The 7038-nt window shown below is 40.7% G+C and carries 7 protein-coding genes; 4 read left to right on the top strand and 3 right to left on the bottom strand.

Annotation, left to right across the window (positions count from 1 at the left end; translation table 11 throughout):
• Positions 1-532 (bottom strand): arginine--tRNA ligase (gene argS, locus Q1V93_RS14310; protein ID WP_300665607.1); only part of this gene is annotated, 532 nt, incomplete at its 3' end.
• 112 nt (positions 533-644) lie between these two features.
• Positions 645-1598 carry an arginase gene (locus Q1V93_RS14305; protein ID WP_300665606.1) on the bottom strand — a complete coding sequence of 318 codons (954 nt, stop codon included), beginning with the start codon at positions 1596-1598 and terminating at the stop codon, positions 645-647.
• A 196-nt stretch (positions 1599-1794) separates the two neighbouring features.
• Between Q1V93_RS14305 and Q1V93_RS14300 the strand changes: the two genes are divergently transcribed.
• From Q1V93_RS14300 to Q1V93_RS14285, 4 genes are all read left to right on the top strand, one after another.
• Positions 1795-2409, top strand: a complete 615-nt coding sequence (locus tag Q1V93_RS14300; RefSeq protein ID WP_300665604.1) for a hypothetical protein — start codon at positions 1795-1797, stop codon at positions 2407-2409.
• Between the two features lies 1 nt (position 2410).
• Entirely contained in the window at positions 2411-3052 is a 642-nt protein-coding gene (locus Q1V93_RS14295; RefSeq protein WP_300665603.1) for a hypothetical protein, read from the top strand.
• A gap of 76 nt (positions 3053-3128) precedes the next feature.
• Entirely contained in the window at positions 3129-5666 is a 2538-nt protein-coding gene (locus Q1V93_RS14290; RefSeq protein ID WP_300665602.1) for a DNA translocase FtsK, read from the top strand.
• A 277-nt stretch (positions 5667-5943) separates the two neighbouring features.
• The gene (locus Q1V93_RS14285) at positions 5944-6582 is read left to right on the top strand and encodes an outer membrane lipoprotein carrier protein LolA (RefSeq protein ID WP_300665600.1); all 639 of its coding nucleotides are present in this window, start codon (positions 5944-5946) and stop codon (positions 6580-6582) included.
• Between the two features lie 174 nt (positions 6583-6756).
• Here the strand turns inward: Q1V93_RS14285 and Q1V93_RS14280 are convergent.
• The coding region (locus tag Q1V93_RS14280) for a hypothetical protein (protein WP_300665599.1) at positions 6757-7038 on the bottom strand (282 nt) is incomplete at its 5' end.

Raw genomic sequence — 7038 nt, 5'->3', positions numbered from 1 at the left:
GGGAGAATTTCTGCCAGGCAAGCATGCTTTTGCAAATGTGAATTCCACGGTCGTTAATGATTTGTGTTTTAATCACTTTGTGACCGTAAGCCTCCAGGATTTTTGCAACGGAATACCCCAGGAAATTATTTCGTAAATGTCCTAAATGCAGCGGCTTGTTTGTGTTCGGAGAAGAATATTCCACCATAATTTCAGGTTTGGAATCTTTCGCTTCAAATCCGAAAGCTGCATCTGTATCAATCTGTTCCAATTGCTGTGTCCAGTAACTATTCGGGAAACTGACATTCAGGAATCCTCCGATAATAGAATAATCACGGATACAGCGTACATCGTCCCTTAAAAAATCACCCAACACTTTTCCAATTTCTTGCGGAGATTTTCCAGCAAGTTTCATCAAAGGGAACAACACCAAAGTGGTATCTCCTTCGAATTCTTTTTTCGTTTTTTGAAACTGAATCAGCGAGTCAGAACATTCAAACCCAAATAAAAGATTGGATTTTTCAATGATTGCTGACTTGATTAATTTTTCCATTAGGACTCTATTATTTATTTAATTTATAATTGAAAATGGACAATTGAAAAGTTTAAAATAATTGTTCATCAAAAGTCTTGACTCTCACTTTTCAATTCTCAATTCTCACTTTTCAATTATTCAAAGCAACGGTCACCGATTCCAACAAAGAGAAAGCCGTTTCCGCCATGGTATTGATCTTATTGTCCAGGCACGGATTGACTTCTACGAATTCAATGCATACCGTTTTCGGACTTTGAGCCAACAAAGTTAATATTTCTTCCGCTTCTTCCGGAAAAATACCATTTCCAACCGGTGTTCCTGTTCCGAAAGAAGTTACTTCCGGGTCCATCGAATCCACATCAAATGAAACGTAAATGATATCACAAGGTTCCAATTGTTTCAATACCTGACTGATTATTTCAGGTGCACCTTCTTTGCGAAGAGATTCTACCGTATGATTGGTAATGTTATTTTCAGCAATCAATTGATCTTCCTCATGTTCCGTGTCACGAACTCCGATGAAAACCAAATCGGAAGGATTGATCTTGGAACTTCCGGTGTATTTGAATTTTAACTCGTCCCAAATACGGGTAACTTCTTCGGAAGGCGTGTTTCGCTGATAGCCTTTGTTGTCATTTCCCAGGGAAAGACTCAACGGCATTCCGTGCATATTTCCGGATGGAGTCGTATAAGGAGAATGTAAATCTCCGTGGGCATCAATCCAGACCACGCCTAAACGTTTGTCAGGAAAAGCAGCTTTGATTCCGGCAATTGTTCCCGCAGCTGATCCGTGATCTCCTGCAAGAATAATCGGGAAAGACCCGTTTTTCAGAACGGTTTGTGTTTTTTCTGCAACAGCTTCGAAAACCTGTTTGTATGGAAGAATATTTTTTGCAAATTCGGTGGTGTTTGCCTGATCGAGAAAATGATTGAAATCCGGTAAAGGGTGAAGCGGAAATAAGTTGAAGTAGTTATTATTTGTTTTACGCGCTGCTGTCATAATTGCTCCCGGGCCTAATGAAGCGCCCCTGGTTCCAGCCGTTAATTCTGAGTTGTTTACAATGATTTCAATTTTCCGATGCATAACAAATTGTTAATACGGCAAAAATACATATTTGCTTTAGTCTGATTCCGGTAAGTTATTCAAGCTGTCGAAACCTTTTCAACAATTTGCCGTATTCTGTTCTTATTAAAGGTCTTATATGTTTGTAAAGCATTCCACCATATTGATTGGAATTTGTTTGATTTTCCTCACATCCTGCTCCCCTGAAAAACCACTTGTGAAAGAGGGGACGATCATTTATTCAGTGGATTATCCGAATCACAGGAACAATGCCTTTTTGTATAGTATTCTTCCGAAAGAAATGGAAATCAGCTTCCGGAACGGAATCGTGAGAAACGATATCAGTCGTGCAAATCTTCAGAATGTCTTGCTGTTTGACTGTAACCAAAAAGAAATAGAGATTTATTTCCAATACGGTGAAGAAGCGTTTAAAACGAAATTAACTCCGAAAGAAACACAGGCTATGCTTAAAGGTCAGCAGGAATATGATATTCAATTTACGGATGAGGTCGATACTTTGTCGGGCTTTCATGTGAAAAAAGCAATCGCCAGAGGAAAAACCGATAAAAAGGATGTGATAACACTTTGGTATACAGAAGAAATTGATATCAAAGATCCGAACTGGTACAATACCTTTCACGAGGTTCCGGGAGTTTTATTGGCATATTCGATAGATCGTTTCGGAATCCGGATGGATTACAAAGCAAAAAAGTTTAGCCCGAAAATGGATAAATCCAAACAACGTTTGTTTACTTTGCCGGCGAAAGGTACACACATCAATTACCGTGAGTACGAGCAGAAAATGAACAATCTATTTGCAACATTTGAGTAATATGTATAGACTTTTATGCACGTTTTGCGTGCTTTTGATAAGCGGTTTTTCTTTTTCCCAACAACCTTTTTCCGGGGTGCTCAAATACAAAGCAAGCATTATGGCGCCGGATACCAATGCCATTATGAAAACCTGGGGCGTAACACTTTACACGAATGACACGGTGGTGCGTGTGGAAACCGAAACAGAACAATTCGGAGTGCAGGTATATATCCGCAACATGAACCTCAATAAAGCATACCTCTTATTGGAGTTGGACGGAAATAAATACGCCATTCAGACAGATTTGTCAAAGAAATCAGACTCGGTGGTTGAAAAAGGATATACCGTGAAGAAAAAGTTCGGGTCGAAAAAAATTGCCGGGATCAAAGCCCGGAAGTACTTTGTTAAAGACGTCAATACAGCCGGGTTTTATTGCTATTTCGCAAAGAAAATGCCCAATAAATACCTGCAGGTTTACCCCGAAGTAAGCGGTCTTGCAGTGGATTATTACATTCCTTCCCAGGACGGATTGATTCACTATGAATTGCTTGAAAAGAAAGATGAAAAGCTTTCGAGAGATCTTTTCGGAATTCCTTCGGATTACAAGCGGATCAGCTTTGAAGAATTCATGCGTGTTTTCTATTCAAATAATGAACAGTAGTTTGTTTATAGTTAAAGCGTAACGAACTTTATAAACCTGCTTTATGTACTTATCTTCGTAAGATACTTCGTGAAGAATGGCAGTAGAAAACGAATACAGGCAAAAAGGCGAACAACAGGCGGAAGAAAAAAACAAGAAGGATTCGAAAGCGAGCGTTAAAAAAGAACGCAAAGCTTCGGATAATGCCTTATTGGATCGTTTGTTGACCCGCTTTGACAAAAAAAGAGTCAAAACAATCTTCGGGATTGCGATGGTGTTGTTTTCCTTTTTCACCTTTTTATCCTGCTTTTCTTACTTCTTTACCTGGAAATCGGACCAGGATCGTGTGTTGGGAACTTCATTGTTCACTTTTTTGTTCGATGGAAGTCCGCTGCCGGTTGAAAACTGGTTGGGTAAATTCGGAGCATGGATGTCACATTTGTTCATGTACCGCTGGTTCGGAGTTTCTTCTTTTGCTATTTCATTCATCATTTTCCTGGTCGGATTCAAATGGACACTCAATATTTTATTGCTTCCGATTCGTAGATCAATAGCTGTTGCAGCCCTCTTCATGGTTTGGAGCTCGATTTTTCTCGGCTTTTTCGTCGAACACATTGATTACCTGGGAGGAACATTCGGATTTGCAATTAACCAATGGTTGAAACTGACAGTCGGTGGTTTCGGAAGTTTCATTGCGATTGTTGCCTTGTTGTGGATTGTGTTGGTGGTTTTGTTCAACGCAGACATCGTATCGTGGTTCAATAAAGCCAAAGGAGCGAAAGAATCCTTCTTTGAAGACGATCAGCCGCTTCCGGATAAGATGACGGATATTCACGTGGTAAATACCATTCGTGAAGACCAGATCAAAGCCGATGCCGGAGCAGCAGAAGTGGCTTTTGATGAAGAAGATGAAGTGGAAGACGAATCCTATGGTGACGGCGAAGATGAAAGCTTTATCGTGATTCAGCCCGGAGCAGAAAAAACGCCGGAACCGGAAATTCCTGTTCAGGAAGTGATTGAAGAAGAGGAAGACGACGAAGAAAGTGATTTCAAAGTCAGTATTGCCGCTACGGATGCAACGCTTTCTGATGATGAATTCAATTCAATCCGCCAGGAATACGGAGATTATGATCCAACCCTGGATTTGTCGGGCTACATGCTTCCACCGATCGATTTGTTGAAAGATTACGGAAACGGACAGGTTTCCATCAACAAGCAGGAACTGGAAGACAATAAGAATAAGATCGTAGAAACGCTTTCGCATTATAAAATTGATATTGCCAAGATTAAAGCAACGGTCGGACCAACGGTAACCTTGTATGAAATTGTACCGGCTCCGGGAGTGCGGATCTCGAAGATCAAAAACCTGGAAGACGACATTGCCTTGAGTTTATCCGCTTTAGGGATTCGTATCATTGCACCGATTCCGGGAAAAGGAACCATTGGTATTGAAGTTCCGAACAGCAGTCCGGACATGGTTTCCATGAAATCATTGATTGCATCGGAGAAATTCCAGAATTCGGATTTTGAATTGCCGATCGTGATGGGGAAAACCATTACAAATGAAACTTATACCTTCGATTTAACAAAAGCACCGCACTTATTGGTGGCCGGAGCAACCGGGCAAGGTAAATCCGTTGGTTTGAATGCCATCCTGGTTTCGATCCTGTATAAAAAACATCCGGCGCAGGTGAAATTTGTTCTCGTCGATCCGAAAAAAGTAGAATTAACGCTTTATAACCGCATCGAACGCCACTTCCTGGCAAAACTTCCGGGAGAAGAAGATGCAATTATCACGGACACTTCGAAAGTGGTGAATACCTTGAATTCGTTGTGTATCGAAATGGATAACCGCTACGAATTGTTGAAAGAAGCGCAGGTTCGTACGATCAAGGAATACAACGCGAAGTTTATTGCCCGTAAACTGAACCCCGAAAAAGGACACCGTTATTTGCCATACATTGTGGTGTTGATTGATGAGTTCGCGGATTTGATCATGACGGCAGGAAAAGAAGTAGAACACCCGATTGCCCGTTTGGCGCAGCTGGCTCGTGCAATTGGAATCCATTTGATCGTTGCAACACAGCGTCCGTCGGTGAACGTAATCACGGGGATGATCAAAGCAAACTTCCCGGCGCGTATTGCATTCCGCGTATTGTCGAAAATTGATTCCAGAACGATCCTGGATTCTTCCGGAGCAGATCAGTTGATCGGTCGGGGAGATATGTTGATCTCACTGGGGCAGGATTTGATTCGTGTACAATGTGGATTTGCCGACACACCGGAAGTAGAAGATATTTGTAAGTTTATCGGTGAACAAAGAGCATATCCGGAAGCGTTGATCTTACCTGAATATGTTGGTGCCGATGGTGGTGGAGACAGCGATGTGGATCTGGATGATATCGATTCCATGTTTGCAGATGCAGCGCGAATCGTGGTGATTAACAACCAGGGATCAGCATCGCTCTTGCAGCGGAAACTGAAATTGGGTTATAATCGCGCCGGACGGATCGTGGATCAGCTGGAAGGATATGGAATTATAGGGCCATTTCAGGGAAGCAAAGCCAGAGAAGTGCTTTTCGGAGACCTGGAAAGTCTGGAAGAATTCCTGCGCTCGAAGGGAATTGCAGACTGATTTGTTTTTGATGCTTGAAAATGTTCAAATGTATTTTCCTTAAACAACTTTTCATTTTTCAATTCTCCGTTCTCAATTATTCATTTTCCGTTCTCAATCGAACCTTTTTAACGATTGAACTTTTTGAACAAATAAAGATTCAACGTGGCAAGTGACTGTTATCACTGGCAATCCGGTAAAAAGAAGAGCTGTTTTAACAGAAATCTAACAGCATTTTTTTACTTACTACTATGAATCTTGGCACAATTTCTGATATTTGCACAGAAAATTGTGAAACATGAAATACTTAATTATTTGCTTAACTCTACTAGGAAGCACTTTGTCATACGGTCAGGACGCAAAGGCTGATGGAATTCTGGATAAAGTTTCGGCGAAAATAAAAGGACTGAAAACATTCTACGTGGAATTCAGTGCTACAATCAAAAACAGCACCAACGGAACAAATTCCAATTTATCCGGAAAAGGTTGGGTAAAAGGAGATAAGTATAGCGCAACATACGGCGAAACGACTTTGATCTCAAACGGTTTGAAAACGTGGAGTATCGTGAAGGAAGAAAAAACGGTGTACGAAACAGATGCTTCCGGAAGCGATGAAGAATCAATCAATCCGAAGAAGTTGATGACAATCTGGGAAACCGGATTCAAAACCAAATACGACAAAGAAGAAACATTGAACGGCGAAAAAGTTCATGTAATCTACTTGTACCCGAAAAACCCGAAGAAAGCAAATTACCACACGATTATCATCTACATTTCAAAAGAAGATAACGAGTTGAAAAAAGCAATTATGAAATCAAACGACGGAACAGTTTCTACGTTTACGATGACGAAGTTTACTTCCAATCCGGCAATTGAAGACAGCAAGTTTGTATTCGACAAGTCAAAATACCCGGGTTACACGGTGGTGAAAGACTAATAAAAAGATTTATTACGAAAAAAAGGTCGGGGCGAAAAATTTTTCGCCCCGACCTTTTTTATTTCAGTTCTTTTTAAGAAAAACGCGTCAGAAAAACATCTGCGTAAATTTGCGCCCTCTGCGGGAAATAATTTAAAACTTGTACAATGCAATCTACCGGAAGGAATTGTTTGACTATCTGTTCAAGAGATTTTGATTTTTAGGAAAGAGACTTTTGTATTCTTGCCATAAGACCGCACCATAAATGATTAAAGCAAACGGATAGAGGAAAATTACGAGGCCTACATAGCCATGGTAGTGACTTGCAGCGTCACCAATGGAATAATCAATAAGGTCATAAGAAAGCGGATAATAAAAGAGCAGGAAGAAAGGCAAGATAATACCACCGAGGAGCATGATCCAAAGAACGGTTTTTTTGCGTTTTTTCAATTTGCGGATAGCGATAAAATGCAAAAA

Source organism: Fluviicola sp., assembly GCF_030151805.1.
Lineage (GTDB): Bacteria > Bacteroidota > Bacteroidia > Flavobacteriales_D > Crocinitomicaceae > Fluviicola.
Note: the sequence above shows the minus strand (reverse complement) of the source record. Positions and strands in the feature narration are given on the sequence as shown.

Excerpts from the sequence above, each read along its gene's own strand:
- Q1V93_RS14305 (WP_300665606.1), bottom strand. The coding sequence starts at position 1,598 with ATGCATCGGAAAATTGAAATCATTGTAAACAACTCAGAATTAACGGCT.
- Q1V93_RS14295 (WP_300665603.1), top strand. The coding sequence starts at position 2,411 with ATGTATAGACTTTTATGCACGTTTTGCGTGCTTTTGATAAGCGGTTTT.
- Q1V93_RS14290 (WP_300665602.1), top strand. The coding sequence starts at position 3,129 with ATGGCAGTAGAAAACGAATACAGGCAAAAAGGCGAACAACAGGCGGAA.
- Q1V93_RS14285 (WP_300665600.1), top strand. The coding sequence starts at position 5,944 with ATGAAATACTTAATTATTTGCTTAACTCTACTAGGAAGCACTTTGTCA.